This window comes from Pseudomonas sp. A214 (assembly GCF_900156295.1).
Lineage (GTDB): Bacteria > Pseudomonadota > Gammaproteobacteria > Pseudomonadales > Pseudomonadaceae > Aquipseudomonas > Aquipseudomonas rhizophila.
The window spans coordinates 335,449-360,943 of record NZ_LT707062.1 but is presented as its reverse complement, the minus strand read 5'-3'; the positions used below and the strand labels follow the sequence as shown (position 1 = coordinate 360,943).

The 25,495-nt window shown below is 61.8% G+C and carries 29 protein-coding genes; 12 read left to right on the top strand and 17 right to left on the bottom strand.

The features are described from left to right. The first annotated feature begins 22 nt into the window (after nucleotides 1-22). Nucleotides 23-694, top strand: a complete 672-nt coding sequence (locus BW979_RS01565) for a TetR/AcrR family transcriptional regulator (RefSeq protein WP_047226027.1) — start codon at nucleotides 23-25, stop codon at nucleotides 692-694. Between the two features lie 33 nt (nucleotides 695-727). Further along, nucleotides 728-1,582 carry a sulfurtransferase gene (locus tag BW979_RS01560; RefSeq protein WP_076383036.1) on the top strand — a complete coding sequence of 285 codons (855 nt, stop codon included), beginning with the start codon at nucleotides 728-730 and terminating at the stop codon, nucleotides 1,580-1,582. A gap of 39 nt (nucleotides 1,583-1,621) precedes the next feature. Here the strand turns inward: BW979_RS01560 and BW979_RS01555 are convergent, their stop codons facing one another. From BW979_RS01555 to BW979_RS01540, 4 genes are read right to left on the bottom strand one after another with little or no spacing between them, the layout of a single operon-like run. Beyond that, nucleotides 1,622-2,623 carry a hydrolase gene (locus BW979_RS01555; RefSeq protein ID WP_047226190.1) on the bottom strand — a complete coding sequence of 334 codons (1,002 nt, stop codon included), beginning with the start codon at nucleotides 2,621-2,623 and terminating at the stop codon, nucleotides 1,622-1,624. Nucleotides 2,624-2,652: 29 nt separating this feature from the next. Beyond that, entirely contained in the window at nucleotides 2,653-3,264 is a 612-nt protein-coding gene (rsmD, locus tag BW979_RS01550) for a 16S rRNA (guanine(966)-N(2))-methyltransferase RsmD (RefSeq protein ID WP_047226025.1), read from the bottom strand. Continuing rightward, a complete protein-coding gene (locus BW979_RS01545) occupies nucleotides 3,264-4,754 on the bottom strand; it encodes a M16 family metallopeptidase (RefSeq protein WP_076383035.1) in 1,491 nt (496 codons plus the stop codon). Before BW979_RS01545 ends, rsmD begins: the two co-directional genes overlap by 1 nt. Next, on the bottom strand, nucleotides 4,747-6,102 hold the full coding sequence (locus tag BW979_RS01540) for a M16 family metallopeptidase (protein ID WP_076383034.1): 1,356 nt from the start codon (nucleotides 6,100-6,102) through the stop codon (nucleotides 4,747-4,749). The genes BW979_RS01545 and BW979_RS01540 overlap by 8 nt, the downstream gene beginning before the upstream one ends. 342 nt (nucleotides 6,103-6,444) lie before the next feature. Between BW979_RS01540 and ftsY the strand changes: the two genes are divergently transcribed. From ftsY to rpoH, 4 genes are all read left to right on the top strand, one after another. Further along, nucleotides 6,445-7,887: a signal recognition particle-docking protein FtsY gene (ftsY, locus tag BW979_RS01535; RefSeq protein WP_076383032.1), complete on the top strand. Its 1,443-nt coding sequence runs from the start codon at nucleotides 6,445-6,447 to the stop codon at nucleotides 7,885-7,887. Continuing rightward, nucleotides 7,884-8,555 carry a cell division ATP-binding protein FtsE gene (ftsE, locus tag BW979_RS01530; protein ID WP_024778908.1) on the top strand — a complete coding sequence of 224 codons (672 nt, stop codon included), beginning with the start codon at nucleotides 7,884-7,886 and terminating at the stop codon, nucleotides 8,553-8,555. Before ftsY ends, ftsE begins: the two co-directional genes overlap by 4 nt. Next, entirely contained in the window at nucleotides 8,552-9,574 is a 1,023-nt protein-coding gene (gene ftsX / locus BW979_RS01525) for a permease-like cell division protein FtsX (RefSeq protein WP_047226021.1), read from the top strand. Before ftsE ends, ftsX begins: the two co-directional genes overlap by 4 nt. A gap of 112 nt (nucleotides 9,575-9,686) precedes the next feature. Next, nucleotides 9,687-10,541 (top strand): RNA polymerase sigma factor RpoH, encoded by an 855-nt coding sequence (gene rpoH, locus BW979_RS01520; protein ID WP_003177476.1) that lies wholly within the window; start codon nucleotides 9,687-9,689, stop codon nucleotides 10,539-10,541. Nucleotides 10,542-10,741: 200 nt separating this feature from the next. Here rpoH and mtgA read toward each other — a convergent pair whose 3' ends face one another. Next, the gene (gene mtgA / locus BW979_RS01515) at nucleotides 10,742-11,464 is read right to left on the bottom strand and encodes a monofunctional biosynthetic peptidoglycan transglycosylase (protein WP_076383030.1); all 723 of its coding nucleotides are present in this window, start codon (nucleotides 11,462-11,464) and stop codon (nucleotides 10,742-10,744) included. 73 nt (nucleotides 11,465-11,537) lie between these two features. On the opposite strand from mtgA, the gene BW979_RS01510 reads away from it, so the two are divergent. The 4 genes from BW979_RS01510 (at nucleotide 11,538) to trmB (ending at nucleotide 13,784) form a co-directional block, all read left to right on the top strand. Continuing rightward, the gene (locus BW979_RS01510; RefSeq protein WP_047226019.1) at nucleotides 11,538-11,909 is read left to right on the top strand and encodes a DUF423 domain-containing protein; all 372 of its coding nucleotides are present in this window, start codon (nucleotides 11,538-11,540) and stop codon (nucleotides 11,907-11,909) included. A 90-nt stretch (nucleotides 11,910-11,999) separates the two neighbouring features. After that, on the top strand, nucleotides 12,000-12,200 hold the full coding sequence (gene thiS / locus BW979_RS01505; protein WP_160893822.1) for a sulfur carrier protein ThiS: 201 nt from the start codon (nucleotides 12,000-12,002) through the stop codon (nucleotides 12,198-12,200). Nucleotides 12,201-12,254: 54 nt separating this feature from the next. Further along, entirely contained in the window at nucleotides 12,255-13,049 is a 795-nt protein-coding gene (locus tag BW979_RS01500; RefSeq protein WP_003177480.1) for a thiazole synthase, read from the top strand. Between the two features lie 9 nt (nucleotides 13,050-13,058). After that, the gene (gene trmB / locus BW979_RS01495) at nucleotides 13,059-13,784 is read left to right on the top strand and encodes a tRNA (guanosine(46)-N7)-methyltransferase TrmB (RefSeq protein WP_047226017.1); all 726 of its coding nucleotides are present in this window, start codon (nucleotides 13,059-13,061) and stop codon (nucleotides 13,782-13,784) included. Nucleotides 13,785-13,930: 146 nt separating this feature from the next. Here trmB and BW979_RS01490 read toward each other — a convergent pair whose 3' ends face one another. From BW979_RS01490 to BW979_RS01450, 9 genes are all read right to left on the bottom strand, one after another. Then, a complete protein-coding gene (locus tag BW979_RS01490; RefSeq protein WP_047226016.1) occupies nucleotides 13,931-14,254 on the bottom strand; it encodes a DUF3392 domain-containing protein in 324 nt (107 codons plus the stop codon). A gap of 17 nt (nucleotides 14,255-14,271) precedes the next feature. Beyond that, nucleotides 14,272-15,405, bottom strand: coding sequence for a radical SAM family heme chaperone HemW (hemW, locus tag BW979_RS01485; RefSeq protein ID WP_218938991.1), 1,134 nt, complete (start codon nucleotides 15,403-15,405; stop codon nucleotides 14,272-14,274). Nucleotides 15,406-15,467: 62 nt separating this feature from the next. Then, nucleotides 15,468-16,064 (bottom strand): RdgB/HAM1 family non-canonical purine NTP pyrophosphatase, encoded by a 597-nt coding sequence (rdgB, locus tag BW979_RS01480; protein WP_047226014.1) that lies wholly within the window; start codon nucleotides 16,062-16,064, stop codon nucleotides 15,468-15,470. Next, entirely contained in the window at nucleotides 16,061-16,495 is a 435-nt protein-coding gene (locus BW979_RS01475; RefSeq protein WP_047226013.1) for a DUF4426 domain-containing protein, read from the bottom strand. Before BW979_RS01475 ends, rdgB begins: the two co-directional genes overlap by 4 nt. A 25-nt stretch (nucleotides 16,496-16,520) precedes the next feature. Continuing rightward, the gene (gene metW, locus BW979_RS01470) at nucleotides 16,521-17,141 is read right to left on the bottom strand and encodes a methionine biosynthesis protein MetW (RefSeq protein ID WP_047226012.1); all 621 of its coding nucleotides are present in this window, start codon (nucleotides 17,139-17,141) and stop codon (nucleotides 16,521-16,523) included. Nucleotides 17,142-17,148: 7 nt separating this feature from the next. Next, nucleotides 17,149-18,288 (bottom strand): homoserine O-succinyltransferase MetX, encoded by a 1,140-nt coding sequence (metX, locus tag BW979_RS01465; RefSeq protein ID WP_047226011.1) that lies wholly within the window; start codon nucleotides 18,286-18,288, stop codon nucleotides 17,149-17,151. Between the two features lie 139 nt (nucleotides 18,289-18,427). Next, on the bottom strand, nucleotides 18,428-19,018 hold the full coding sequence (locus tag BW979_RS01460; protein ID WP_047226010.1) for a YggT family protein: 591 nt from the start codon (nucleotides 19,016-19,018) through the stop codon (nucleotides 18,428-18,430). A 10-nt stretch (nucleotides 19,019-19,028) separates the two neighbouring features. Next, complete coding sequence (gene proC, locus BW979_RS01455) at nucleotides 19,029-19,847, bottom strand: pyrroline-5-carboxylate reductase (RefSeq protein WP_047226009.1); 819 nt, start codon at nucleotides 19,845-19,847, stop codon at nucleotides 19,029-19,031. Between the two features lie 36 nt (nucleotides 19,848-19,883). Continuing rightward, nucleotides 19,884-20,576 carry a YggS family pyridoxal phosphate-dependent enzyme gene (locus BW979_RS01450; protein WP_076383026.1) on the bottom strand — a complete coding sequence of 231 codons (693 nt, stop codon included), beginning with the start codon at nucleotides 20,574-20,576 and terminating at the stop codon, nucleotides 19,884-19,886. Between the two features lie 54 nt (nucleotides 20,577-20,630). On the opposite strand from BW979_RS01450, the gene BW979_RS01445 reads away from it, so the two are divergent. Continuing rightward, nucleotides 20,631-21,665, top strand: coding sequence for a type IV pilus twitching motility protein PilT (locus BW979_RS01445; RefSeq protein WP_047226007.1), 1,035 nt, complete (start codon nucleotides 20,631-20,633; stop codon nucleotides 21,663-21,665). Nucleotides 21,666-21,809: 144 nt separating this feature from the next. Here the strand turns inward: BW979_RS01445 and BW979_RS01440 are convergent, their stop codons facing one another. Next, complete coding sequence (locus tag BW979_RS01440) at nucleotides 21,810-22,421, bottom strand: C40 family peptidase (protein ID WP_047226006.1); 612 nt, start codon at nucleotides 22,419-22,421, stop codon at nucleotides 21,810-21,812. 249 nt (nucleotides 22,422-22,670) lie between these two features. Here BW979_RS01440 and BW979_RS01435 point away from each other — a divergent pair, with 249 nt between their 5' ends. Continuing rightward, nucleotides 22,671-23,099 carry an NINE protein gene (locus BW979_RS01435; protein ID WP_047226005.1) on the top strand — a complete coding sequence of 143 codons (429 nt, stop codon included), beginning with the start codon at nucleotides 22,671-22,673 and terminating at the stop codon, nucleotides 23,097-23,099. A gap of 121 nt (nucleotides 23,100-23,220) precedes the next feature. Here the strand turns inward: BW979_RS01435 and BW979_RS01430 are convergent, their stop codons facing one another. Both BW979_RS01430 and BW979_RS01425 read right to left on the bottom strand, forming a co-directional pair. After that, nucleotides 23,221-24,492, bottom strand: a complete 1,272-nt coding sequence (locus tag BW979_RS01430; RefSeq protein ID WP_076383024.1) for a dihydroorotase — start codon at nucleotides 24,490-24,492, stop codon at nucleotides 23,221-23,223. Further along, nucleotides 24,489-25,493 carry an aspartate carbamoyltransferase catalytic subunit gene (locus BW979_RS01425; protein ID WP_047226003.1) on the bottom strand — a complete coding sequence of 335 codons (1,005 nt, stop codon included), beginning with the start codon at nucleotides 25,491-25,493 and terminating at the stop codon, nucleotides 24,489-24,491. Before BW979_RS01425 ends, BW979_RS01430 begins: the two co-directional genes overlap by 4 nt. Nucleotides 25,494-25,495: the final 2 nt, after the last annotated feature.

The window sequence follows — 25,495 nt, the reverse complement described above, 5'->3', positions numbered from 1 at the left end:
TCGTCGAATTAAAGCTCAAGCCATGGCCATACGAATAAAAACCAGCGAGCGCATCGTGCAGAACAGCCTTGAGCTGTTCAATCAGCAGGGTGAGCGCAGCGTCAGCACCAACCATATCGCCGCCCACATGGACATGTCCCCGGGCAATCTCTACTACCACTTCCCCAACAAGCAGGCGATCATCGCCGTATTGTTCAGTGAATACGAAAACCTGGTGGACAGTTTCCTGCGTCCGCCCCAAGGCCGTGCGGCTACTGTCGAGGACAAGCGTTTCTATCTGCAGGAGTTGCTCTCGGCGATGTGGCGCTACCGCTTCCTGCACCGAGACCTGGAGCATCTGCTCGACAGCGACCCGGACCTTGCCGCGCGCTATCGTCGGTTTTCCCAGCGTAGTCTGATTCACGGCACCGCTATCTACGAGGGCTTTGTGGCCGCCGGTATCCTGAAAATGGACCGGGTGCAAATCGAGTCTCTCACCCTCAATGCCTGGATCATCCTCACGTCCTGGGTCCGTTTCCTCTGCACCACACGGGAAAACTCCAACCATTTGAGCGAGCAGGCCATCAAGCGTGGGGTCTATCAAGTGCTGGTGCTGGAGGCCGGTTTCGTGACTGAGCAGGCCCGCGAAGCGGTGGATGCGCTGTTCAAGGAGTTCTATGTCCCCCTGGCCCAGACCCTGGAAGAAGGGGCGTAAGATTCAAATTCGATCGAGCCACAGGAGCCCGTTATGCCCATTGCGCAACTCATCAGTCCTCAAGCCCTGGAACACAGGCGGTCGCAGCCCGGACTGGTGATCCTCGATTGTCGTTTTGCCCTGGAGGACTCGGACTACGGCCAGCGCAGTTACGCCGAAGGCCATATTGCCGGGGCGTCCTTCGCTGACCTCGAACGGGACCTGAGTGGGCCGGTCACCAAAGGCGTGACCGGCCGCCATCCGCTGCCGGAGCCTGAGGCCCTGATGAAGCGTTTGCGGGCCTGGGGGATCGGCAACGACAGTGACATCGTTTTGTACGATGACGGCCCTGGCGCCTATGCCGCCCGGGCCTGGTGGTTGCTGGCCTGGCTGGGTAAGCGCGATGGCGTTTATATCCTCGATGGCGGGCTCAAGGCTTGGCATGCCGCCGGTTTGCCCTTGAGTCTGGATCCAGCGGTCAACGGTCCCGGGACCTTCAGTGGTTCGCCGGACGCGACCCTGTTGCTCAGTGCCGAGGCGCTTGAGCAGCGTCTCGGTGAGCCGGACATGACCTTGCTCGATGCCCGGGCGTTGCCGCGTTTCAAGGGTGAGATCGAGCCGATCGATCCGGTGGCCGGACATATTCCGGGCGCGCAGTGCGCAGCGTTCACCGAGAACCTGGGTGCTGATGGGCGCTTCCTGCCAGTCGACCAGCTCAAGCAGCGCTTTGCCGAGAAATTGGGAGGACGCTCGCCGACGGAACTGGTGGCCTATTGCGGCTCTGGCGTGACGGCATGCCATAACCTGTTTGCCTTGTGCCTGGCGGGGTATCCGTTGGGGAGGTTGTACGCCGGTTCATGGAGTGAGTGGATCACCGATCCCCAAAGGCAAGTGGCGGTCGGTGACTGAACGCAGGCCCCGCAGGAGATCGCAGCCTCGTTACGCTCCTCAGCTCCTACAGGACAGGCCCGCCAGCCAACCGGGGATTCGCCGCTCCAGATAATACCCTGGGCGGCGCAAGCTCCCGTCGACAAAGCCCACATGCCCGCCTTGTGCATGCAGTTCAAGCTGGGTAGAGGCGGACAGCTCGCCAGGTTCGGGCACGCTGTGGGGGAATACGAAAGGATCGTCGCAGGCCTGGATGACCAGGGTCGGCGTACTGATCTCGCCCAGAAAGTAGCGACTGGAGGCGCGGCGGTAATAGTCCGCCGCGTCAGAGAAGCCGTGCAGCGGCGCCGTCACCCGTCCATCGAAGTCCCAGAAGGTGCGCATGTTTTCCAGGGGGCCCAGTGCTGTGAGGGTCGCCAGACCCTCGTGGCGTCCGTCGTGCTGGAACTGGCGCTGCTTGTTGCGCACGTAGGCCACCATCTCGCGCATGAAATGGGCCTGATAAAACCTGGAAAATCCCTGTCCGATGCGATCGGCACACTGGTCGAGGCGAAACGGTACCGACACCGCGACCGCTCCTTGCAACTGACTGTCGCCCCCCGTTTCCCCCAGGTGCTTGAGCAGCACGTTGCCGCCCAGTGAATAGCCCACCGCAAACAGCGGTGCCAAGGGGCGGCGGGACCGCAGATGGGCGATGGCGGCGGCCAGGTCTTCGCTGGCCCCCGAGTGATAGCTGCGGGGCAACAGGTTCGGTTCTCCCGAGCAACCGCGCCAGTTCAACGCCACGCTGGCCCAGCCCTGATTGCCAAGAGCCTGTTGCAGGCCGGCCACGTAGGGCGAGTTGGAAGAGCCGGTCAGCCCGTGAAGCACCAGCACCAGTGGCGCGTCGACTCGGTGGGGGCCATGCCAGTCGAGATCGAGAAAGTCGCCGTCTTCCAGCCACAGGCGCTCACGTTCCCGAGCGATATGGATGGTCTTGCGCCACAGCGGTCCCCACAAGGTTTGCAAGTGCGGGTTGCCAAGGCCCAGGGCCGGGACGAAGTGTTCAGATGCAGCAGACACGATCATTTCTCGATGCACTGGCCAGCCGTTCAGCCAACGGCCTCGGCCACACGTTGCCACAACGCGTAATACACCCGTCCGGATTTCTGTTCACGATGCAGGCGCCAGTTACCCGGCAACCCCAATGTGGACGGGGCGGCTTCGCTTTCAGTGTAGACCCAGGCATCGTCGGCCAGCCAATGACGTTCTTCGAGCAGAGTGCAAACGGCCGGCAGCAGGTTCTGATTGAAAGGCGGGTCGAGGAACACCAAGTCGAAAGGCGTCGCTGGCTGGCTGTCCAGATAACGCAGCGCGTCGGCGGTCTGCACCTGACCGACGGTGCAGCGCAGTGTGCCCAGGTGCTCTTTCAGGCTGGAGACCGCCAGGCTGCTGGCGTCCAGCGCCTGCCCCATGGCGGCGCCACGAGACAACGCCTCAAGAAACAATGCACCGCTGCCGGCAAACGGGTCGAGTACCCGAGCGCCGGCCACGTAGGGCGCGAGCCAATTGAACAGGGTTTCGCGTACCCGGTCCGGGGTTGGGCGCAGGCCCGGCGCGTCGGGGAAGCTCAAGCGCCGGCTGCGCCATTGGCCGCCGATGATGCGCAACTGATTCACACCGTTATGCACGGGTTTCTTGCTGGAATTGGATGGGCGGGCCATTAGTGCTCCGGAACCCCGAGCGGTTGCTCGGCAGGTTTTTCAGTGGGTGCCGGCAGCGGCTTTTGCGGCACGGTCGGACCGGCGGTGACGATGACCATTTTATCCGTGCTCAGGTGTTTGTTCAGCGCGGCCTTGACCTGTTCGACGGTCAGTTCCTGGGACTGACGCATGAAGTCTTCCAGGTAGCTGAGCGGCAAGTCATAGAAACCCATGGCCCCGAGCTGGCCGACGATGTCTTCGTTGCTGGCGGTGGACAGCGGGAAACTGCCGGCCAGCTCGCGCTTGGCGTCATCGAGCTCTTTTTGGGTCGGGCCGTTCTTCAGGTAATCGGCGAAAACTTCCTGCACCAGTTTCAGCGTGCCTTCGCTCATTTCGGCGCGGGTCTGCAGGTTGATCATGAACGGGCCACGGGCCTGCATCGGCGAGAAGCCGGAATACACGCCGTAGGTCAAGCCACGCTTTTCCCGGACTTCGGTCATCAGTCGCGTGCCGAAACCACCACCGCCGAGGATCTGGTTGCCCAGGGACACGGCCGCATAGTCCGGGTCGTCCCGATCGATGCCCAGTTGCGCGAGCATCAGGTTGGTCTGCTTGGACGGGAACTCGATGTGACCGATGCTCGCCTTCGGTTCAACCGGTTGCACGGTCTTTGCCAGCGCCGGGCCCTTCGGCAGTGCGGCGGACACCTGATTGGCAATCGCTTCGGCTTCGGCGCGGGACAGGTCCCCCACCAAGGCAATCACCGCGTTGCCGGCGGCGTAGGCCCTGGCGTGGAAAGCCTGGACCTGGGCCAGCGTGATCGCAGGAATGCTTTGCGCGGTGCCGTCACTGGAATGGGCATACGGATGATCACCGTACAGACGCTTCATCAGTTCCAGCCCCGCCAGTTTGCCGGGGTTCTGCTTCTGGTACTCGAAACCGGCCAGCAACTGATTCTTGATGCGCGCAAAGGAGTCGGCGGGGAAGGTCGGTTTGCCAACGACGTCAGCGAACAGCTTCAGCGCCGGCTCGCGCTTGTCCACCACGCTGAGACTGCGCAGTGACGCCAGGGCCATGTCCCGCAAGGCACCGTTGCCGAAGTCGGCGCCGAGGCTTTCGAACCCCTGGGCAATGGCGCTGACATCCTTGCCCGCTACGCCCTCATTGAGCATGGCGTTGGTCAACAGCGCCAGGCCGGGTGTATCGCCGTCCTGGCTGCTGCCGGCGGCGAATGTCAGGCGCAGGTCGAACATTGGCAATTCCCGGGCTTCGACGAACAACACTTTGGCGCCGTCAGCGGTTGTCCAGGTTTGTACGTCGAGCTGGCGACGGCTGGGTGCCTTGCCGTCCAGTTCGGCCAAAGATTGCAGCTTGTTGCTGGCCTTGGCTTTGTCCAGCGCCTGGCTGGCGTTGGTGTCATTGGATGGCGACAGGTAAAAGGCCAAGGCGCCGATCAGGGCGATCAACACCACACCGATCAGCACCAGACGCGATGATTTGCGCTCACTCATGAGCTTTCTCCTCGGGCAGGACGTGCGCGACGCTCAGGCGCGAGCGGGTGAAATACAGCTGGGCTGCCTTCTGGATATCTTGCGGGGTCACGCTTTGCAGTTCGGCGAGTTCGGTGTCCATCAGTTTCCAGGACAAACCGACCGTTTCCAGTTGGCCGATGGCGGTGGCCTGGCTGGTGATCGAATCGCGCTCGTACACCAGGCCGGCGATGACCTGGGCGCGGACGCGCTCCAGCTCCTCGGCGGTCGGGGCAGTGGTTTTCAACTGTTCGAGCAGGCGCCACAGACCGGCCTCGGCCTGGGCCATGGTCTTGTTTTTCTGGGCGTTGGGCGTGGCCGACAAGGTGAACAGCGTGTCGCCACGGGTAAAGGCGTCGTAGCTCGACGAACCGCCGGACACCAGCTCTTCGCCGCGTTCCAGCTGGGTCGGGATCCGCCCGCTGTAGCCGCCATCCAGCAAGGCCGAGATCAGCCGCAGGGCATTGACCGAGCGTTTGTCGGTCGCGGTGGCGATGCTCGGTACGTTGAAAGCCAGCATCAGGCTTGGCAGTTGGGTCTGCACATGCAAGGTGATCTGCCGCTCGCCAGGTTCGGCCAGTTCCAGGGGGATCTTCGCCGGCGGCACGTCGCGCCGGGCAACCGGACCAAAGTAACGCTGGGCCAGCGTCTTGACCTCGTCTGGCGTGACGTCGCCGACCACCACCAGGGTCGCGTTGTTCGGCGCGTACCAGGATTCGTACCAGTGGCGCAGTTCCTCGACTTTCATCCGCTCCAGGTCGGCCATCCAGCCGATGGTCGGCGTGTGGTATCCGCTGGCCGGGTAAGCCATGGCCTTGAAGCGCTCATAGGCCTTGGACATCGGCTTGTCGTCGGTGCGCATGCGGCGCTCTTCCTTGATTACCTCGATCTCGCGGCTGAACTCCTCCGGCGGCAGGCGCAGGCTGGCCATGCGGTCGGCTTCCAGTTCGAAGGCAACGCCCAGGCGATCGCGGGCCAGCACCTGGTAGTAAGCGGTGAAGTCATCGCTGGTGAAAGCGTTTTCTTCGGCGCCAAGGTCGCGCAGGATCAGCGAAGCTTCGCCGGGGCCGACTTTCGAGCTGCCCTTGAACATCATGTGTTCCAGAGCGTGGGACAAACCGGTCTGGCCCGGGGTTTCATAACTGGAGCCAACCTTGTACCAGACCTGGGACACCACCACCGGTGCGCGATGATCTTCGCGCACCACGACCTTCAGGCCGTTGTCGAGGGTAAATTCATGGGTGGGTTGTGGATCGGCAGCCAAGGCTGAAAAAGGCAGACAAACTGTGCTGAGCAGCAGGCCTGCAGCACGGCGGGCAAGAGCATTCATTCGTGTTTAAACCTGTTGGGCTGCCCGCTAGGTCTTAGCGTCGGCGGGCGAGAGGGTGCTAGGATACTGATCCGTTTTACTGGCGGCCACGCCTATCGGGCCTTTTCTCGGTCCGGGGTTGTTTGGGTTCTCGGAAGAAGCCCTGGGTTTGTTCGTTGATCCCAGCGTTTTCGCCGATGATGCCGTGCCAGTCCTTCGAAAAAATCGACCTTGAGGTGTCCTGGGGACAACTCGACAAAATGTTGCGCGTGAACAAGCTGGGTGAAACGCAGTCTGTTCAGCATCGAATATTTATCACCGAGGCGCCCTGGGCGCGTCGCTACCGTGAGATAGCCGTCCTCCATGTTTGGTTCCAACGACGACAAGAAGACCCCAGCTGCGGCTGGCGAGAAAAAAGGCCTGTTCGGATGGCTGCGCAAGAAGCCGCAGGAAACTGTCGTCGAACAGCCGCAACCGCTGCCTGAGCCCGATGCCGAGGCGGTCGCCGAACAAGCAGCCCCGATTGTCCTGCCGATTGCCGAGCCGGTATTGCAACCGGCCGAGCCCGAGCCGGAGTCGAGCGCTGAACCGGTGGCCGAGCAACCGCTGGCCCCACCCGAAGGGCAAACCCCCTGGCTGACCTTGCCCGTGGCGGAAGAGCCGGTAGCGTTGGTGGAGGACGCGCAGGCGTCGCATACCGCCCCGCCGATTCCGGCACTGACCCCATCTGTCGCGGCCCCGGCCGTGGAGCCGATCGTCGAAGTGCCAGCGCCTGCCATCATGCCTGTCGCTGCCCCAGCCGCCCCTGAACCGGAGCCTGTTGCAGTTGAATTGCCAGCTCTCGCAGAGCCCGCGCCTGCCGCCGAAGAGAACAAGGTCGGCTTCTTCGCCCGCCTCAAGCAAGGCCTGTCCAAGACCAGCGCCAGCATCGGCGAAGGCATGGCCAGCCTGTTTCTGGGCAAGAAAGTCATCGACGACGAATTGCTGGAAGACATCGAAACGCGCTTGCTGACCGCCGATGTCGGCGTCGAGGCGACGTCGGTGATCATCCAGAGCCTGACTCAAAAGGTGGCGCGCAAGCAGCTCACCGACGCCGACGCTTTGTACAAGTCTTTGCAGGGCGAGTTGACCAACATGCTCAAACCGGTGGAACAGCCGCTGGTGATTGCCTCACAGAACAAGCCGTTCGTGATCCTGGTCGTGGGCGTCAACGGCGCCGGCAAGACCACGACCATTGGCAAACTGGCGAAGAAGCTGCAGTTGGAGGGCAAGAAAGTCATGCTCGCCGCCGGCGACACCTTTCGCGCCGCTGCGGTCGAACAGCTGCAAGTGTGGGGCGAGCGCAACAAGATTCCGGTAATCGCCCAGCACACCGGCGCCGACTCCGCTTCAGTGATTTTCGACGCCGTGCAGGCCGCCAAGGCCCGTGGCATCGATGTGCTGATTGCCGACACGGCCGGTCGCCTGCACACCAAAGACAACCTGATGGAAGAGCTGAAGAAGGTTCGCCGGGTGATCGGCAAGCTCGATGCCGACGCACCCCATGAGGTGCTGTTGGTGCTGGACGCCGGCACTGGCCAGAACGCCATCAACCAGGCCAAGCAGTTCAACCAGACCGTCCAACTGACCGGACTGGCCCTGACCAAGCTCGACGGGACCGCCAAGGGCGGGGTGATTTTCGCCCTGGCCAAGCAGTTCGGCCTGCCGATTCGCTACATCGGCGTGGGTGAAGGCATCGACGATCTGCGCACCTTTGAAGCCGAGCCCTTTGTCCAGGCACTGTTTGCCGAGCGGGAGCACTCATGATTCGTTTCGAACAGGTCGGTAAACGCTATCCGAACGGTCACGTCGGCTTGCATGAGCTGAGCTTTCGGGTCCGTCGTGGCGAGTTTCTGTTTGTCACCGGCCATTCTGGCGCCGGTAAAAGTACCTTGCTGCGCCTGCTGCTGGCGATGGAACGGCCCACCACCGGCAAATTGCTGTTGGCCGGCCAGGACCTGAGCACCATCAGCAATGCCCAGATTCCTTACTTGCGTCGGCAGATCGGCGTGGTGTTCCAGAATCACCAGTTGCTGTTCGATCGCACGGTGTTCAACAACGTGGCGTTGCCCTTGCAGATCCTTGGCCTGTCCAAGGCCGAGATCAACAAGCGCGTGGATTCGGCCCTGGAGCGTGTGGCGCTGTCGGACAAGACCGATCTGTACCCCGGCGACCTGTCCACCGGCCAGCAACAGCGCGTGGGCATCGCCCGCGCCATCGTTCATCGCCCGGCCTTGCTGTTGGCGGACGAACCCACCGGTAACCTGGACCCGCGTCTGGCGGCGGAAATCATGGGCGTATTCGAAGACATCAATCGCTTGGGCACCAGCGTGCTGATTGCCAGTCACGACTTGGCCCTGATCGCGCGCATGCGTCACCGCATGCTCACCTTGCAACGCGGTCGACTGATCGGTGACGGGGAGGCTGGCGTATGAGTGCGACCCGCAGCCCCAAGGTGGCCGAGCGCGTGGCTCCGAAAGCCTCCGATCCGCAGCCGCCAAAGAAGAAGCGCGACGATGACGACGGCCCGGATTTCGCGACACTGTTTCACGCCTGGGTCGAAAGCCATCGCGCCAGCCTGCTGGACAGCCTCAAGCGTCTGGGCAAGCAGCCGATCGGCAGCTTTTTTACCTGCATGGTGATGGCGGTGGCCCTGAGTTTGCCCATGGGCCTGTCATTATTGCTAAGTAATGTGGAGCGCCTGGGTGGCTCCTGGCAGCGTGCCGCGCAGATTTCCCTGTATTTGCAGCTGGAAGCGAGCCCTGCCGAAGGCCAGGCGTTGCGCGAGCAGATCAAGGCCATGCCGGGCGTGGCCGACGCCGAATACATTGGTCGCGAGCAGGCGCTGGAAGAATTCCAGCAGCAGTCCGGCCTGGGCGATGCCCTCAAGGAACTGCCGGAAAACCCGCTGCCAGGTGTGGTACTGGTGACACCCGACGAAGTCGACAAGCCGACCCTTGAAGCATTAAGACAAAGACTTTCCGAGTTGCCGAAGGTACAACAGGCGCAACTTGATCTAGTCTGGGTCGAGCGTCTTGCGGCGATCCTCAAGCTCGGCGACCGATTTGTCTTCGGTCTGACGGTGCTTCTGGTTTCTGCATTACTTTTGGTGATAGGCAATACCATTCGTCTTCATATTGAAAACCGCCGCACCGAGATAGAAGTGATTAAACTCGTCGGCGGTACGGACAGTTATGTACGCAGGCCCTTCCTTTATATGGGAGCGCTGTATGGCTTCGGTGCGGGGATTCTGTCCTGGGGCGTATTGGCGTTTGGCCTGGACTGGCTGAATGACGCGGTAGTGGGGCTGGCCGGTTTGTACGGCAGTGATTTTTCCCTGGCCGGAGTGCCAGCCGCCGACGGTCTGTCGCTCTTGCTTGGCGCGGTGCTGTTGGGTTATATCGGTGCATGGATTGCGGTAGCACGCCACTTGCGTGAGCTTGCTCCAAAATAGTGTTTTTTGCGCGTATTGACCTTTCGGTTTTTGTGGGAACTTGTCCTACGGTTCCCGGTCAATTTTCGCAGTGCTGAACTGCACGAGTTATGTGAGTCGGAGGTTTTTTCGTATGACCACTTCTTTGCAACCTGCTTATGCTCTGGTCCCGGGTGCGAACCTGGAGGCTTATGTGCACACGGTGAACAGCATCCCTTTGCTGACGCCCGAGCAGGAGCGTGAACTGGCCGAGAGTCTCTATTATGAGCAGGATCTTGAGGCGGCTCGGCAGATGGTGCTCGCCCACCTGCGTTTTGTTGTACATATCGCCCGCAGCTATTCCGGCTACGGGCTGGCCCAGGCCGACCTGATCCAGGAAGGCAACGTCGGCCTGATGAAGGCGGTCAAGCGTTTCAACCCGGAAATGGGTGTGCGCCTGGTGTCGTTTGCAGTGCACTGGATCAAGGCGGAAATCCACGAGTTCATCCTGCGCAACTGGCGCATCGTGAAAGTCGCGACCACCAAGGCCCAGCGCAAGCTGTTCTTCAACCTGCGCAGCCAGAAGAAACGTCTGGCCTGGCTGAACAATGAAGAAGTCCATCGTGTGGCCGAGAGCCTGGGCGTCGAGCCGCGGGAAGTGCGCGAGATGGAAAGTCGCCTGACCGGCCATGACATGGCCTTTGACCCGGCCGCCGAAGCGGACGACGACAGCGCTTTCCAGTCGCCGGCCAACTACCTGGAAGACCACCGGTATGACCCGGCGCGTCAACTGGAAGACGCCGACTGGAGCGACAACTCCAACACCAACCTGCACGAAGCCCTGGAAGTGCTGGACGAGCGCAGCCGTGACATCCTTTACCAGCGCTGGCTGGCCGAGGAAAAAGCCACGCTGCACGACCTGGCGCAGAAGTACAACGTGTCGGCCGAGCGGATTCGCCAGCTTGAGAAGAGCGCGATGAACAAGCTCAAGGTGTCGATTGCGGCTTGACCTGCGGTAGCGGTAATAAAAAACGCCCCGATCAGTGATGATCGGGGCGTTTTGTTGTGCGCCAATGTTTGACGCCACGCAGATCCCTGATGTGGGAGCGAGCCTGCTCGCGATGGCGTCGGGTCAGTCGATGACGATGTCGAATGATCCGACGCCATCGCGAGCAGGCTCGCTCCCACAGGGGATCTTCAGCGCCTCGGCTACTGGGCCCAAGGCGCCCGCCGCGAATCATTGAGCCCCAGCAGGTAGCTGTCACCCCCCAACTGGCTCATCTGCCGGCGGATCCAGTTCGCGCGCCGCAGTACATAAGGGCTTGGGCGTGCGGCGCTCCATACCCGGGGGTTGGGCAGGACCGCCGCCAGCAGGCTGGCCTGTTGCCGGGACAATGCATCGGCGCTTACCCCAAAGTGATGCCGCGCTGCGGCTTCGGCACCGAACACACCGTCATCCCACTCGACGCTGTTGAGGTACACCTCGAGGATCCGCTGCTTGGGCCAGAGTATTTCGATCAGCGCGGTAAACCAGGCTTCCAGGCCCTTGCGCAGCCAGCTGCGGCCCGGCCACAGGAACAAGTTCTTGGACACTTGCTGGCTGAGGGTGCTGGCGCCGCGAATCGAGCCGCCACGTCCGTTATGGGTAAGCGCGGCCTGGATCGCACCGAAGTCGAAGCCCCAGTGCTCTGGAAATTTCTGGTCCTCACCTGCGATTACCGCGATTTTGAGGTTGTCGGAAATCTGATCCCAGGGTTGCCAGGTACGCTGCAGGTCGATCGGCTCGCCACCGAACCAGGACTCAACCTTGCGCTCGATCATCAGCGCGGTGAACGGCGGCGGCACCACGCGAAACAACAGCACCAGCACAACGCTGCCGACGGCGAACCAGAGCAGGGCTTTAACGAATCGTCGAAACAATGAATGCAACATAGAGATGGCTTGGCCGAACCCGTCGAGCGGGCCATTATACAGACCCTGTCCACCGAGTCTGACTGGAGTTCTCATGCTGCGTAGTTTTCTGATGCTGGCTGCTTTTTTCGGCTTCACCGGCGTGGCACTGGGAGCGTTTGCCGCCCACGGCCTGAAAAATCGCCTGAGCGCCGATTACCTGGCGATCTTTCATACCGGCGTCACCTATCAGTTGGTACACACCCTGGCGTTGCTGGGCGTCGCGCTGCTGGCCACGCACATCCCCGGACGTATCGTCACCTGGGCCGGGATTTCGTTTGTCATCGGTATCCTGCTGTTCTCCGGGAGTCTGTATCTGCTGACGCTCACGGGCATCAGCAAACTGGGCATTATCACGCCGTTCGGTGGGGTGGCGTTCCTGATCGGCTGGTTGTGCCTGGGGCTTGCCGCCTGGCGGTTGGGCTGACCGCACGGTCCAATTCATGACGAATGGCTTGGGTCGTCCAGACTGATCGGGCTAGAATGCCAGCCCCTAAAAATGATGGCGGCATCCGGCATGCGCATTCAATTGAACGGCGAACCCCTTGATCTGCCCGACGGTGAAACCGTTGCGGCCCTGCTGACCCGTCTGGAACTGACCGGACGCCGCGTCGCGGTGGAGCTCAATCTGGATATCGTCCCGCGCAGCCAGCACGCCGACACCACGTTGAACGATGGCGACAGCGTCGAAGTGGTCCACGCCATCGGCGGCGGCTAGTCCCTGCGGTTTTCCAGTATTTCGCCAGAACCTCACCCCAACAGAGGATTTCCCATGAGCATCGTTCGTAGCGACAAGCCCTTCGTCCTGGCCGGTCGTACCTACCAGTCGCGTCTGCTGGTTGGCACCGGCAAATACCGCGACATGGAAGAAACCCGCCTGGCCATCGAAGCCTCGGGCGCTGAAATCGTGACCGTTGCCGTGCGCCGCACCAACATCGGCCAGAACCCGGGCGAACCGAACCTGCTGGATATCCTGCCGCCAGATCGCTACACCATCCTGCCCAACACCGCCGGTTGCTTCGACGCCATTGAGGCCGTGCGCACCTGCCGCCTGGCCCGTGAGCTGCTCGACGGCCACAACCTGGTGAAGCTGGAAGTGCTGGCGGACCAGAAAACCCTGTTCCCCAACGTGATCGAAACCCTCAAGGCTGCCGAAACCCTGGTCAAGGAAGGTTTCGACGTGATGGTCTACACCAGCGATGACCCGATCATCGCCCGTCAACTGGCGGAAATCGGCTGCATCGCGGTGATGCCGCTGGCTGGCCTGATCGGCACGGGTCTGGGGATCTGCAACCCGTACAACCTGCAGATCATCCTGGAAGAAGCCAAGATTCCGGTGTTGGTGGATGCCGGTGTTGGCACCGCCTCCGACGCCACCATCGCCATGGAACTGGGCTGTGAAGCAGTGCTGATGAACTCGGCCATCGCCCATGCCCAGCAACCGATCCTGATGGCCGAAGCCATGAAACACGCCATTGTGGCCGGTCGCCTGGCATACCTCGCCGGCCGCATGCCGAAAAAACTCTACGCCAGCGCCTCTTCGCCGCTGGATGGTCTGATCAAGTAAGAGCCATTGATGACTGAATCGAACGACACGCCTGTCCTCCCGGAAGAAGGCGAAGAGCGCCAACACCGCCGCATCAAGAGTTTCGTGATGCGCGCCGGGCGCATGACCGAAGGCCAGCAACGCGGCCTGGAACAGGGCACGCCGCTGTTTGTCCTGCCCCTGGCCGATGCGCCGGTGGACTTTGACCAGGTGTTCGGCCGCTCGGCGCCGCGCTCGCTGGAAATCGGCTTCGGCATGGGCCACTCGCTGCTGGAAATGGCCGCCGCGGCGCCGGAACAGGATTTCATCGGTGTGGAAGTTCATCGTCCCGGTGTGGGCGCGCTACTCAACGGCGTACTGACCCAAGGACTGACCAACCTGCGGGTCTACGACTGCGACGCCATCGAAGTGCTCAACCGCTGTGTGGCCGACAACAGCCTCGACCGGCTGATGCTGTTCTTCCCTGACCCATGGCACAAGAGCCGCCATCACAAGCGCCGTATCGTCCAGGCGTCGTTCGCTGAGTTGGTGCGCAGCAAGTTGAAGGTCGGCGGTGTGCTGCACATGGCCACCGACTGGGAACCCTACGCCGAGTACATGCTGGAAGTGATGAACGTCGCCCCGGGTTACCGTAACCTGGCCGAAGACGGCAAGTGCGTACCGCGCCCGGCCGAACGACCGATCACCAAGTTCGAACGCCGTGGCGAACGCTTGGGGCATGGGGTTTGGGATTTGAAGTTCGAGAAGGTGGCTTAAACACCAGAAGATCCTGCTGAAATGGGATCCCCTGTGGGAGCGAGCTTGATCGCGATGAGGCCATAACATTCAATATCAATGTTGACTGTCAGGCCGCCATCGCGAGCAAGCTCGCTCCCACATTTCGTTCTGTGCTACATCGAAAATCAGCGACGGTCAGCGACCACCCCAATCAACACCAGCACCACCAATAGCACCGGTGCCAGGCTGTAGTTGTTGAACTGGCTCAAGCCCCGGACGACCCACGGCGTGGCGTAGATCAAGGCCGCGCCGCTGCCGATCATGCACAGCAGGGCGATCAGCGGGACGCGCAAGGCCCCGGCAATATTGCCAAGGCGTTGTTCGACCCAGCCCTTGATGTCGGCACCAAACAGCACCAGCAGACAGCCTACCAATGCCAGGGAGATTTCCGACAGGTTGCTGCGGCTCCAGCGGGACACGGTGGCGAGCAGGTCGAGTACCAGATCCATGGGGTTTCCTTGTGTGATTAGCTCAAAAATTTCTGCAACAGGTCATTGAGAAACAACTGTCCGCGCTCGGTGGCTGCCAGACGTGCCGGTTCGACCCGCAACAACCCGCTTTGTTCGGCCTCGCGTCGGCCTTCAGCCAGACTCTGCAAAGGCAGGCCGGTGCGTTCGGGGTAAAGCCGCGCGTCCACACCTTCGGTCAGGCGCAGCGCGTTCATCAGGAACTCGAAGGGCAGTTCTTCATTGCTCAGGGTTTTCTCGCCGGCCAGGAAGCGTTTGGCTGGGTTGAGGTAGTCCTTGGGCAGGCGGGTTTTCCAGGTGCGCACAATACGCCCGTCCGGATGGCTGAGCTTGCCGTGGGCGCCCGCGCCGATGCCGATGAAGTCGCCGAAACTCCAGTAATTGAGGTTATGCCGCGCCGGTCGCCCGGGCTGGGCGTAGGCCGAGACTTCGTATTGGCTGTAGCCATGTTCGGCCAGCAGCGCTTGCCCGGCTTCCTGGATGTCCCACAGCGTGTCGTCCTCCGGCAAGGTCGGCGGCTGGTTCCAGAACACCGTGTTTGGCTCCAGGGTCAACTGATACCAGGACAGATGCGTGGGCTTCAGTGCAATGGCCTGGCGCAAGTCGCTCAAGGCGTCGTCCAGGGACTGATCGGGCAGGCCATGCATCAGGTCCAGGTTGAAGTTGTCGAACCCGGCCTGACGGGCCATGCCGGCGGCGCGCACAGCTTCGTCACCGTTATGAATCCGGCCCAAAGCCTTGAGCTTGGCTTCCTGAAAGCTCTGGATGCCAATGGACAGGCGATTGATGCCCAGTGCCCGGTAAGCGACAAATTTCTCTTGCTCGAAGGTCCCTGGGTTGGCTTCCAGGGTGATTTCAATGTCATGGGCGAAGGGGATTCGCGCCTCGACACCTTTGAGCAGCCGGCCCAGGGCCTGGGCGCTGAACAGGCTTGGAGTACCGCCGCCGAAAAAGATCGAGCTCAGTTCCCGGCCATACACCGCCTGCAGGTCCTGGTCGAGATCGGCCAGCAAGGCGTCGACGTATTCTTCTTCCGGCAACTGCGGGCTGGCGGCATGGGAGTTGAAATCGCAATACGGGCATTTGCGTACACACCACGGAATGTGGATGTACAACGCCAAAGGCGGCAGCATTGGCAGCGGTGCCCGAGGCGTTTGCGCACCGCCATGGATCAGAGGTGCGGGGGACTCATCGATCATTGCAGGCCCAGGCGTTGGCGCAGCAAAGCCATGGCGCGGGCGCGGTGGCTCAGCTGGTTTTTTTCCACCGGGCCCAGTTCGGCGCTGGAGCAGTTGCGCTCCGGCACCCAGAACAGCGGATCGTAGCCAAAACCGTGCTCGCCGCTGGCTTCGGTGAGAATGCGCCCGTGCCACAAGCCTTCGCAGAGGATCGGCAGTGGATCGTCGGCATGGCGGACGAGGGCCAGGACGCAGACGAACTGTGCGCCGCGCTCGGCTTCGGGCACATCCTTGAGGGCCTCGAGCAGCTTGGCGTTGTTCGCCGCGTCGCCTTTGCCATCTGCGTAGCGGGCTGAATAGATGCCCGGCGCGCCGCCGAGAAAGTCCACCGCCAGCCCGGAGTCGTCGGCCAGCGCCGGCAGGCCGGAAATGCGCGCGGCGTTGCGGGCCTTGAGGATGGCGTTCTCGACGAACGACAGGCCGGTTTCTTCAGGTTCGACCTGGCTGAACTCGCCAATCGAGCGCAGTTGCACCGACCCGCCGAGCATGGCCTGGAGTTCCTTGAGTTTGCCGGCGTTGTGGCTGGCCAGTACGAGTTGGGTGAAATTCATCATTCGCCGGGGAACAGTTCCTGGTTGAAGTTGAGGGTGTTGATCTTATCGCCCGTTTTCACCTGGATGTTGAAGGTGCGGGTTTCCTGCTGTTTCACCGGGTATTGGGCGATGTAATAGGTCGCGTTGGGTTCGGCCACCTCCTTGAAGTTCAGCGTGACACTGCTGCTGGTAAGGTCCTTGACTGTCCCGCTGACCTCGGCCTTCAAGGGTTTGCCATCCTTGAGTACCGAAACGTTGATCACGCCCTGGGTCTTGTCGCGGATCAATCCGGCGGCGTCGGCAATATCCGGCGTCAGGAAGGTGGAATTGAAGGTGTTGTAGTGCACGGTGATGTCGCCGAACACTTCCTTGCGATCGCTCTTGATGACATCCGCGGCCATGGCTCCGGCGCTCAGGCAGGCGGTAATGAGAAACAACGCTAGACGTTTCATGTCGTGCTCCTGGAAAGGCCGGGGTTCACACCGCGACCTGATGATCGGCAAGGCCTGGGCTGCTGACCCGATAGATGCCTATTTCACCTAACAGATTAGGCCATAGCTTGCTGGCCCACCCGTGGCGGTGCTGCTGGTCCACCGCCAGGCGATCGATGACCTTGGCTTGGCGTTCGCGGCACAATGCCTCGAAATCCTCGAAGGTGCAGAAGTGGATGTTCGGCGTGTTGTACCAGGTGTAGGGCAGAAATTCCGACACCGGCATGCGCCCCTTGCTCGCCAGGTACCAGCGGCAGCGCCAGTGACCAAAGTTGGGGAAGGTGATGATGCACTGGCGCCCGACCCGCAGCATTTCGTCGAGGATCTTGTCCGGGTAGTGCACCGCTTGCAGCGCCTGGGTCATGACCACGATGTCGAAGCTGTTGCTGGCGAAGTTGCCCAGGCCCTTGTCCAGGTCCTGCTCGATGACATTGATGCCCTTGGCCACGCACTCGGCGATGTTGTCCGGGTCGTTTTCCAGGCCGTAGCCGGTGACCTGCTTGTGGTCGCGCAGCCAGGTCAGCAGTTCGCCGTTGCCGCAGCCCAGGTCGAGCACGCGGCTGCCGGCGGGGATCCATTCCTGGATGATGTCCAGATCGGCTCTCATGGCGTCCTCACAGCGTTATACGGTTCATATAGTTGCCGAACGCCTGCAGGTAGCGCGGGATCGGGATCAGAAAGGCGTCGTGACCCTGGGGCGCGTCGATTTCCAGGTAGCAGACGTCCTTGCGGGCAGCCATCAGCGCGTCCACCAGCTCCCGTGAGCGGGCCGGGGAGAAGCGCCAGTCGGTGGTGAACGACATCACGCAGAACCTGGCGGTGGCGCCTGCAAAGGTTTTTGCCAGGTCATCGTCGAAGTTCGCCGCCGGATCGAAGTAGTCCAGGGCTTTCGTCATCAACAGGTAGGTGTTGGCATCGAAGCGTCCGGAGAATTCTTCGCCCTGGTAGCGCAGGTAGCTTTCCACCTGGAATTCGACGCTGTGGAAGTCGTAGTTGAGCTTTTCGCTCTTGAGACCGCGGCCGAATTTCTCACCCATGGAATCATCGGACAGGTAGGTGATATGCCCGACCATCCGCGCCAGCATCAGCCCGCGCTTGGGAATCACGCCGTGTTCCTGGAACGAGCCGCCATGGAATTCCGGATCGGTGAGGATCGCCTGGCGCGCCACTTCGTTGAAGGCGATGTTCTGCGCCGACAGCTTGGGGGCCGAGGCGATTGCCAGGCAGTGGCGCACACGGTCCGGGTAAGTGATGGTCCATTGCAGGGCTTGCATGCCGCCCAGGCTGCCGCCGATCACTGCGGCCCACTGGGCGATACCGAGGCGGTCCGCCAGGCGTGCCTGACTGTGGACCCAGTCTTCCACGGTCAGAACCGGAAAGTCGGCGCCGAAGGGCTTGCCGGTGTCCGGGTTGACGCTGCTGGGGCCGGTGGAACCGTTGCAGCCGCCGAGGTTGTTCAGGCTGACCACGAAGAACTTGTTGGTGTCGATGGGCTTGCCCGGGCCGATGCAACTGTCCCACCAGCCCGGCTTGCGGTCGTCGACACTGTGATAGCCGGCGGCGTGGTGATGCCCCGACAAGGCATGGCAGATCAGCACGGCATTGCTCGCCGTGGCATTGAGGGTGCCGTAGGTTTCGAAAATCAGGTCATAGGCTGGCAACGAACGACCGCAGGCCAGGGCCAGGGGCTCGCTGAAATGCGCCATTTGCGGCGTCACCAGACCAACGGAATCGGGGGGAAAGGCAGCTGGCATCGACCCTGCTCTCGTTGAAATGAGGCGTAAGTCTAAAGACCGCTGTGGCAAGCGGCAAGCAAAGGGCGGAGCTGATTGTCCGCCGCTTTACCCATGGTGAGGGAGCAAGCTCCCTCGCCATAGGAAAGGCTGCAGCGTTTTAGATCAGCAACCGCAGGATTTCCGGCATCATGGTCATCGCTGCCAGGTTGTTGATCACCAGCATGTCGATCAGCTTGAGCACCAGGAACGCCAGGATCGGCGAGATATCCAGCCCGCCGAGGTTCGGCACGATGCGGCGGAACGGTGCCAGCGCCGGCTCGCAGATCTGGTTCACCAGTTCGGCGCCCGGGTTGTGGCTGCCGGGAGCGACCCAGGACAGGATCACGCTGATGATCAGGGCGAAGAAGAAAATCTTCAGGAACAGCGCGGTCACGCCAATGATCGACCAGATCAGCAGTTGCAGCGGGTTGCCGGTGGTGCCGTAGGTCAGCAGCAGGGTCAGGGCCATCAGCGCCAGTTGCACGATGATCGCCAGTACCAGCGACGACATGTCCAGGCCGAACACGCTCGGAATGATCCGGCGCAGTGGCTTGAGCAATGGCTGGGTGGCCTTGACGATGAACTGGCACAGCGGGTTGTAGAAGTTGGCGCGCACCAGTTGCAGCACAAAGCGCAGCAGTACGATCAGCAGGTACAGGCTGCCGAGGGTTTGCAGCACGTAGACCGCTGCAGTGTTCAATCCGATCATGAATGGCTCCTTATTGGCCCAGTTGTTCGGCCATTTCGGCCGAGCGGTGCGCGGCGGCGCCGAGTGCTTTTTCCACCAGGGCTTCGAAGCCCCCGGCCTGGAACGATTTGATGGCGGCTTCGGTGGTGCCGGCTGGCGAAGTCACCCGGCGCCGCAGTTCGGCCGCATCGACATCGCTGGACACTGCCATGTGGGCGGCGCCCAGGGCGGTCTGCAACGTCAGTTTGGCGGCGGTTTCGCGCGGCAGGCCGAGTTTTTCACCGGCGGCGGTCATGGCTTCGATCAGCAGGAAAAAGTATGCCGGGCCCGAGCCGGACACCGCCGTCACCGCATCCAGTTGCTGCTCGGTTTCCAGCCACAGTGCCAGGCCTACGGCCGAGAGCAGCTCTTCGGCCTGCTGGCGCTGTTCGGCGGTCACTTGTGCGGTCGCGAACAGCCCACTGACGCCCTGGCGCAGCAGCGCCGGGGTGTTGGGCATGCAGCGCACGATCGGCTGGGACCCGAGCCAGTTGTTCATGCTGGCGCAGGTGATGCCGGCGGCGATCGACACCACCATCTGATGGGGTTTGAGGCTTGGACGAATGGCCTCGCAGACAGTTTTCATCGCCTGTGGCTTGACCGCCAGCACGACGACGTCCGCGCCCTCGATGGCCTGGGCGTTGTCGGCGAACGTTTCGATGCCGTGCTCTGTGCTCACCCGGGCGCGAGTCTCGGCCCCAGGATCGCTGGCGCGGATCTGCGAAGCGTCCAGACCCTTGGCCCGCAGGCCGCCGATCAGGCTGGCGGCCATGTTGCCGGCGCCGATGAAGGCAATACGTGTGTTGCTCATGACAGGTCCTTGATTAGAGAGTTGAGTCAGCATGGCTTACGACGAGCTACGGCTATAGTCGCGCGCACCAAACAGCGCTGTACCGATCCGCACCCAGGTGGCGCCCTGGGCAATGGCCGACTCGAGGTCATGGCTCATGCCCATGGAAAGGGTGTCCAGCGGTAGCTTCAGATCGGCTTGCAAGCGTTGAACCGCTGCGAAGGCGGCATCCTGGGCGGCACGCTCCTCGGTCGGTTCGGGAATCGCCATTAACCCACGCAGCTTCAGGCGTGGCAACGCGCTGATGGCGCTGGCCAGAGCGGGCAGGTCCGCCGCGGTGCAGCCGGATTTGCTGTCTTCACCGCTGACGTTGACCTGGATGCAGATATTCAGCGGCGGTAGGTCGGCCGGGCGCTGCTCGGACAGGCGTTGTGCAATTTTCAAACGATCCACGGAATGCACCCAGTCGAAATGTTCGGCGATAGCGCGCGTCTTGTTCGATTGAATGGGGCCGATGAAGTGCCAGATCAAGGGCAGGTCGGTCAGTTCGGCCTGTTTGCCCAGCGCCTCCTGCAGATAGTTCTCGCCAAAGTCCCGCAGGCCGGCGGCATAGGCTTCACGCAGGGCCTGGGCGGGCTTGGTCTTGCTCACCGCCAGCAGCTGCACGCTGTGTTCGTCGCGGTGGGCGGCTTGTTCGGCTGCGCGGATACGCGATCTAACCTGAGCAATGTTGTCTGCTATCGTGGACATTAAAGAAGCGCCAGCGGTGAGGTTCGCGGCATTCTACTGGAATTGAGGAGCGCTATGGATATCACTGAGTTACTGGCGTTCAGCGCCAAACAGGGCGCATCGGACCTGCACTTGTCCGCCGGGCTGCCGCCAATGATTCGTGTCGATGGCGATGTGAGGCGGATCAACCTGCCGGCCCTGGACCACAAGCAGGTCCATGAGCTGATCTACGACATCATGAACGACCGGCAGCGGGTAGATTACGAGAAGTTTCTGGAAACCGACTTTTCCTTCGACGTGCCGGGCGTCGCACGGTTCCGGGTCAATGCGTTCAACCAGAATCGCGGTGCAGGTGCGGTGTTCCGAACCATCCCGTCGAAAGTCCTGACCATGGAAGACCTGGGGATGGGCGAAGTGTTTCGCAAAGTGACCGAGGCGCCTCGCGGGCTGGTGTTGGTGACCGGGCCGACCGGCTCCGGCAAGTCCACCACCCTGGCGGCGATGATCGACTACCTCAACACCCACAAACACCATCACATCCTCACCATCGAAGATCCCATCGAGTTTGTCCACGAGCCGCGCAAATGCCTGATCAACCAGCGCGAAGTGCACCGCGACACCCAAAGTTTCTCCACGGCCCTGCGCTCAGCCCTGCGCGAAGACCCGGACGTGATTCTGGTGGGGGAGATGCGTGACCTGGAGACCATCCGCCTGGCCCTGACCGCCGCCGAAACCGGTCACCTGGTGTTTGGCACCTTGCACACCACCTCGGCGGCCAAGACCATCGACCGGGTGGTGGACGTGTTCCCGGGGGATGAGAAATCCATGGTTCGTTCGATGTTGTCCGAATCCTTGCAGGCGGTGATTTCACAGACGCTGGTCAAGAAGATTGGCGGCGGCCGGGTCGCGGCTCATGAAATCATGCTGGGAACGTCGGCGATCCGTAACCTGATCCGCGAGGACAAGGTGGCGCAGATGTACTCGGCGATCCAGACCGGTGGGTCGCTGGGGATGCAGACATTGGATATGTGTTTGAAGGATTTGCTGAACAAGGGGCTGATCAGCCGCGAACATGCGCGGGAGCGGGCGCGTACGCCGGATAACTTCTGAGGATAGGCCACAAAACCTCCTGTGGGAGCGAGCTTGCTCGCGATAGCGTTGGATCAGCCAACATTGAAGTTGACGGATGTACCGCTATCGCGAGCAGGCTCGCTCCCACAGTTTGCATGAACTGGCAAATGTGCCACTTTCAAATCAGCGCTGAACCAGCTGCATCCCTTTCGGCTCTTTGGGCAGCACCCGCTTGGCAAGGACGTAGTGGCTGTTCCAGTACGGCTTGTTCAAGGTGTCGATGGTGACCGACTTGCCACGGCGCGGGGCGTGGATGAAGCGGTCGTTACCCAGGTAGATGGCCACGTGGTTGACCCGGCGGCTCTTGAGCTTGAAGAAAATCAGATCGCCGGGCTTGAGGTCCTTGCGATCGACCTTCTGGCCGTGACCGCTGGCCATCGCATTGGAAGTGCGCGGCAGGTCGAAGGTGGCATCGTTGAAGGCGTACTTCACCAGGCCGCTGCAATCGAAACCTTTGCTTGGGCTACTGCCGCCCCAACGGTAAGGTGTTCCCAGTACGTTCACGGCACGGCTCAAGACGTTGCTGCTTGTCTTGGCGGTCATGACCGGAACCAGCTTGCTATTGGCGGTGCTCAAACGCTGGGCGTTTCGCTTGTTCTTGCTCGAAGGAGCAGAAACATGGGATTTGGGGGTGTAGCCGTTGACGTTGGGAAGACGTTGCTCACGATTGGTGGCGTGGGCGGCCAGGGGCAATAATAGGCAAATGGTTAGCCATGTCTTGATAAATGGACGCATTAGGCAGGGCTCTTGAAGGTAAGCGCGCAACTTTATAACAGCTTTTTTTACTGTTCCGAGGCCGTTTGTCGAATCGCAACCCCAGGTGAAACCCGCATAATTGCGACATATTGACCTGATTGTCTGACAGAACCCAGACAGCACGGGGGTTTACCGGGTTCCTGACGCTGGAGACCGCTTGTCGGCAATCCATAAAAAAGTCACAAATAATCCGAACAAATTTATCTATCGAGGCAAAAGAGGCGATTCATGAACAGCTATCAGCAGGACGCTTTACGCGATACCCACAGCAAAGTGATCGGCTATCTCTTGTGGATTTTCGGCTTTACCGGCGCCCACCGCTTCTATTACGGCAAGCCGGTCACCGGCACGATCTGGTTTTTCACCTTTGGCCTGTTGGGCATCGGCTGGCTGATCGACCTGTTCCTGATTCCGGCCATGGATCGGGAGGCCGATCTGCGCTTCACCCCGGGTCCCCTCGAGTACAGCGTGGCGTGGATTCTGCTGACGTTTCTCGGTGTGCTGGGTGTGCACCGCATGTACCAGGGCAAATGGCTCACCGGCATCCTTTACCTGCTGACTGGCGGGGTGTTTTTCCTGGGGGTGCTGTATGACTTCTGGACGCTGAACGATCAGGTCTCGATTCGCAATGCGCAGAAGCGCGGGGCTTTTCACTAAGACCGAGTCGCCTGCATCGCGAGCAGGCTCGCTCCCACACTGGATCAAGGTGTTCACAGGTTATGTGTTCACCGAAGATCCCTGTGGGAGCGAGCCTGCTCGCGATAAGACCGACGCGATGTCAGGCCTGGTGAGTAATCCGCCCATCCATCAGCGTATAACGCACCACCCCCGGCAAACTGTGGCCAAGGAACGGGCAGTTGTCACCCTTGGAGCGCCAGGCTTCACCCGCCACAGTGGACGCCGCCGGGTCGAACAGCACCAGGTCCGCCGCCGCGCCCACTGCCAGTTTACCCACCGGTAATTGCAGCGCGTCGGCCGGGCCGTTGCTCAGGCGTGCGAGCAGGGTCGGCAGGTCCAGCAATCCGTCTTCCACCAGTGTCATGGCCAGTGGCAGCAACAGTTCGACACTGCTGATGCCCGGTTCCGTGGCGCCGAATGGTGCCAGCTTGGCATCGCGCTCGTGGGGCTGGTGATGGCTGGAGATGGCCGAGATCACCCCGGACTTCACAGCCTCGCGCAAGCCATCGCGGTCGGCGCGGGTGCGCAGCGGCGGCTGGACGTGATAGACGCTGTTGAAGTCGATCAGCGCTTCGTCGGTCAGGATCAGTTGGTACAGCGCTACATCGGCGGTGACGGGCAGGCCGCGAGCCTGGGCCTGGGCGATCAGTGCGGCGCCGCGGGCGCTGGTCAACTGGCTGAAGTGTGCGCGCACGCCGCTTTGTTCCACCAGCAGCAGGTCCCGGGCCAGGGCCACGGTCTCGGCGGTTTCCGGAATGCCTGGCAGGCCGAGGAAACTGGCGGTCGGGCCTTCGTGGGCCAGCCCACCTTCAGCCAGATCGTGATCCTGGGAGTTGAAGATCACCGTCAGGCCGAAGGTCGCAGCGTATTCCAGGGCGCGGCACAGGGTGCGGGTATTGCGAAAACTGTTCAGGCCATTGCCGAACGCCACGCAACCGGCGTCGCGTAGCGCAATGAGTTCTGCCAGTTGCTCGCCATCGAGGCCTTTGCTCAAGGCGCCGATAGGGAAGACCTTGGTGTTGCCGGCTTCGCGGGCGCGATCGAGGATCAGCTCGGCCACGGCCGAGGTGTCCAGTACCGGCTTGGTCTGCGGCGGGCAGCACAAACTGGTCACGCCACCGGCGGCGGCAGCCTGGGTTTCGCTGACGATACTGCCTTTGCGGCTGTAACCGGGTTCGCGCAGGGCGACGTTCAGGTCCACCAGCCCCGGAGCGGCCACCAAGCCTTGGGCGTTGAGGGTATCAACGGCGGTAAAACCGGCTGGAGCGGCGCCAAGGGCGACAATTTTGCAGGCATCGATATGGATGTCAGTCACTTGATCCAGGCCGCTGGCCGGATCGATCACGCGTGCGCCGAGAATGCTGAGCTTCACTGGGCGTTCTCCTGGTCGAATTGGCGCTGGGCCGTTTGCCCGCTCATGGCCATGGACAGCACGGCCATACGGATGGCGATGCCGTAGGTCACCTGGTTGAGGATCACCGAATGTGGTCCGTCGGCCACTGCCGACTCGATCTCCACCCCGCGGTTGATCGGCCCCGGGTGCATGACGATGGCGTCCGGCTTGGCCCCGGCCAGGCGCGCGGTGGTCAGGCCGAACAGGCGGTAGAACTCGCCTTCGCTCGGCAGCAGGCCGCCGGTCATGCGTTCGCGCTGCAGGCGCAGCATGATCACCACGTCCACGTCCTTGAGGCCTTCGGTCATGTCGGTGTAGACCTTCACGCCATACTGCTCGACGCCAATGGGCAGCAGGGTTTTCGGCGCGATCACGCGGATGTCCGGGCAGCCGAGGGTCTTGAGGGCGAGCATGTTCGAACGGGCCACCCGCGAGTGCAGGATGTCGCCGACGATAGCCACCGACAGGTTCTCGAAGCTGCCCTTGTGCCGACGGATGGTCAGCATGTCCAGCATGCCCTGGGTTGGGTGGGCGTGACGGCCGTCGCCGCCGTTGATGATCGCCACTTGCGGGCATACATGCTCGGCAATGAAATGCGCCGCGCCGGAATCACCGTGACGCACGACGAACATGTCGGCCGCCATGGCCTCGAGGTTGCGCAAGGTGTCGAGCAGGGTTTCGCCCTTGCTCGCCGAGGAGGTGGACACGTTCAGGGTGATCACGTCCGCCGACAGTCGCTGGGCCGCCAGTTCGAAGGTGGTGCGGGTGCGGGTGGAGTTTTCGAAGAACACGTTGCACACGGTCTTGCCGCGCAGCAACGGGACTTTCTTGACCGCCCGGGCCCCGACTTCGAGGAACGAATCGGCGGTGTCGAGGATTTCCGTCAGCAGCTCGCGGCGCAGGCCGTCGAGGGACAGGAAGTGCCGCAGCTGGCCCTGATCGTTGAGCTGTAGCGCTCGCTTGGTTTCGAGAGGCGTCATCG

Excerpts from the sequence above, each read along its gene's own strand:
- BW979_RS01545 (WP_076383035.1), bottom strand. The coding sequence starts at position 4,754 with ATGAGTGAGCGCAAATCATCGCGTCTGGTGCTGATCGGTGTGGTGTTG.
- BW979_RS01510 (WP_047226019.1), top strand. The coding sequence starts at position 11,538 with ATGCTGCGTAGTTTTCTGATGCTGGCTGCTTTTTTCGGCTTCACCGGC.
- BW979_RS01425 (WP_047226003.1), bottom strand. The coding sequence starts at position 25,493 with ATGACGCCTCTCGAAACCAAGCGAGCGCTACAGCTCAACGATCAGGGC.
- thiS (WP_160893822.1), top strand. The coding sequence starts at position 12,000 with ATGCGCATTCAATTGAACGGCGAACCCCTTGATCTGCCCGACGGTGAA.
- rsmD (WP_047226025.1), bottom strand. The coding sequence starts at position 3,264 with ATGGCCCGCCCATCCAATTCCAGCAAGAAACCCGTGCATAACGGTGTG.
- BW979_RS01445 (WP_047226007.1), top strand. The coding sequence starts at position 20,631 with ATGGATATCACTGAGTTACTGGCGTTCAGCGCCAAACAGGGCGCATCG.
- BW979_RS01540 (WP_076383034.1), bottom strand. The coding sequence starts at position 6,102 with ATGAATGCTCTTGCCCGCCGTGCTGCAGGCCTGCTGCTCAGCACAGTT.
- BW979_RS01565 (WP_047226027.1), top strand. The coding sequence starts at position 23 with ATGGCCATACGAATAAAAACCAGCGAGCGCATCGTGCAGAACAGCCTT.
- hemW (WP_218938991.1), bottom strand. The coding sequence starts at position 15,405 with ATGCTGCCGCCTTTGGCGTTGTACATCCACATTCCGTGGTGTGTACGC.
- ftsX (WP_047226021.1), top strand. The coding sequence starts at position 8,552 with ATGAGTGCGACCCGCAGCCCCAAGGTGGCCGAGCGCGTGGCTCCGAAA.
- BW979_RS01440 (WP_047226006.1), bottom strand. The coding sequence starts at position 22,421 with ATGCGTCCATTTATCAAGACATGGCTAACCATTTGCCTATTATTGCCC.
- trmB (WP_047226017.1), top strand. The coding sequence starts at position 13,059 with ATGACTGAATCGAACGACACGCCTGTCCTCCCGGAAGAAGGCGAAGAG.
- BW979_RS01475 (WP_047226013.1), bottom strand. The coding sequence starts at position 16,495 with ATGAAACGTCTAGCGTTGTTTCTCATTACCGCCTGCCTGAGCGCCGGA.
- BW979_RS01450 (WP_076383026.1), bottom strand. The coding sequence starts at position 20,576 with ATGTCCACGATAGCAGACAACATTGCTCAGGTTAGATCGCGTATCCGC.
- rdgB (WP_047226014.1), bottom strand. The coding sequence starts at position 16,064 with ATGATGAATTTCACCCAACTCGTACTGGCCAGCCACAACGCCGGCAAA.
- metW (WP_047226012.1), bottom strand. The coding sequence starts at position 17,141 with ATGAGAGCCGATCTGGACATCATCCAGGAATGGATCCCCGCCGGCAGC.
- BW979_RS01435 (WP_047226005.1), top strand. The coding sequence starts at position 22,671 with ATGAACAGCTATCAGCAGGACGCTTTACGCGATACCCACAGCAAAGTG.
- ftsE (WP_024778908.1), top strand. The coding sequence starts at position 7,884 with ATGATTCGTTTCGAACAGGTCGGTAAACGCTATCCGAACGGTCACGTC.
- proC (WP_047226009.1), bottom strand. The coding sequence starts at position 19,847 with ATGAGCAACACACGTATTGCCTTCATCGGCGCCGGCAACATGGCCGCC.
- mtgA (WP_076383030.1), bottom strand. The coding sequence starts at position 11,464 with ATGTTGCATTCATTGTTTCGACGATTCGTTAAAGCCCTGCTCTGGTTC.
- BW979_RS01560 (WP_076383036.1), top strand. The coding sequence starts at position 728 with ATGCCCATTGCGCAACTCATCAGTCCTCAAGCCCTGGAACACAGGCGG.
- BW979_RS01460 (WP_047226010.1), bottom strand. The coding sequence starts at position 19,018 with ATGATCGGATTGAACACTGCAGCGGTCTACGTGCTGCAAACCCTCGGC.
- BW979_RS01500 (WP_003177480.1), top strand. The coding sequence starts at position 12,255 with ATGAGCATCGTTCGTAGCGACAAGCCCTTCGTCCTGGCCGGTCGTACC.
- ftsY (WP_076383032.1), top strand. The coding sequence starts at position 6,445 with ATGTTTGGTTCCAACGACGACAAGAAGACCCCAGCTGCGGCTGGCGAG.
- BW979_RS01490 (WP_047226016.1), bottom strand. The coding sequence starts at position 14,254 with ATGGATCTGGTACTCGACCTGCTCGCCACCGTGTCCCGCTGGAGCCGC.
- rpoH (WP_003177476.1), top strand. The coding sequence starts at position 9,687 with ATGACCACTTCTTTGCAACCTGCTTATGCTCTGGTCCCGGGTGCGAAC.
- metX (WP_047226011.1), bottom strand. The coding sequence starts at position 18,288 with ATGCCAGCTGCCTTTCCCCCCGATTCCGTTGGTCTGGTGACGCCGCAA.